The sequence below is a fragment of the Lactiplantibacillus songbeiensis genome (assembly GCF_005405125.1).
Lineage (GTDB): Bacteria > Bacillota > Bacilli > Lactobacillales > Lactobacillaceae > Lactiplantibacillus > Lactiplantibacillus songbeiensis.
On sequence record NZ_BJDL01000050.1, the window covers coordinates 1 to 1,097 of the forward strand.

General features: G+C 35.2%; 2 protein-coding genes. One reads left to right on the top strand and one right to left on the bottom strand.

Annotated elements, in window-relative coordinates:
* Positions 1-280, bottom strand: a 280-nt coding sequence (locus tag FFM77_RS13930; RefSeq protein ID WP_171001653.1) for a KxYKxGKxW signal peptide domain-containing protein, incomplete at its 3' end; no start/stop codon positions are given.
* Between the two features lie 183 nt (positions 281-463).
* On the opposite strand from FFM77_RS13930, the gene FFM77_RS13935 reads away from it, so the two are divergent.
* Positions 464-805: a hypothetical protein gene (locus FFM77_RS13935; protein ID WP_014919559.1), complete on the top strand. Its 342-nt coding sequence runs from the start codon at positions 464-466 to the stop codon at positions 803-805.
* The last annotated feature ends 292 nt before the right edge of the window (positions 806-1,097 follow it).

Genomic DNA, 1,097 nt, shown 5'->3' on the forward strand with positions numbered 1-1,097 from the left:
TCTTCGTATCACTGGCACTGCTTACTGCAGTAGCTGCTGATTGAGCAGCACTCTTCGTATCACTGGCACTGCTTGCTACAGTAGCTGCTGATTGAGCAGCCCTCTTCGTATCACTAGTGCTGTTTACAGTGGCGGCAGTTAAGTTCCCTGAGGTGGTATCAGCATGAACTGCTACCGTTGATACCCCACCGAAGACAAAAAAAGACAGTGTAGCAATTGCGGCAAAAACGAATTTTTTGCCATCTTTATACATTTTATAATGTAATTTCTTTTCTCCCATTATAAATTCCTTCCCGCTCAATTATATTGAGCTAACCTATTTTTAATTTCTTCCTTTATAAACTTCTTCCCGCTCAATTATATTGAGCTCTAACCTTTTTTTAATTATATACTCGTAGAACAAGAATGACATGCCTAATTCTGCAAAATAAAGCACTTTTTTGTAAATAGTCAGGGAGATATCATGAATCAGTCAACTTTTCAGCTACTTGGTAATGTTGCTTCAGCAGATTTCTACCTTTGTGAAGGCAGTGATATTACTTTAATATCTGATAATAATGCCTATAATATGAAAGCTTTAGCCCAAGAAGCGCTTAAACTGCGTGTTCCTAATTCTTTGACCGTTATTGATTTAAACAACTTCTACGTTGGTATGATCCCTATTGATCATAATCAGATATTGACCATGATTCCTCATATTAACACCACCAATATCCCATTCAATTATCAGGAAATCACTAATTTTATCGGGTCTAGAATTTTTGGTGTTGGAAAGTATTTCCATTCCAAAAGTACTAGGCCCTAATTTAAAAAGCCATTGATAATGGATCAAAAAAGGCCAATAGGGTATACCCTATTGGCCGTTTTGAAAAATCGTTGTATTAAATCCAGAAAATTTCATTAATGAAATTTAAATCGAGGACTTCTTTAATTTTGAAATTCCTGTGGAAAAGTTAAAAACAAGTGCAAGGTTGACGTGATTAAATTTATTCAAAAGAAAGCCTATTTTTGGGAATTATTTTTTTCCTCAATTGTCAAATCAAGTGCAACACTAAGAATCTATTCTTAGAAGTGGTCTAGTTGCTAAGCTAGTTCAG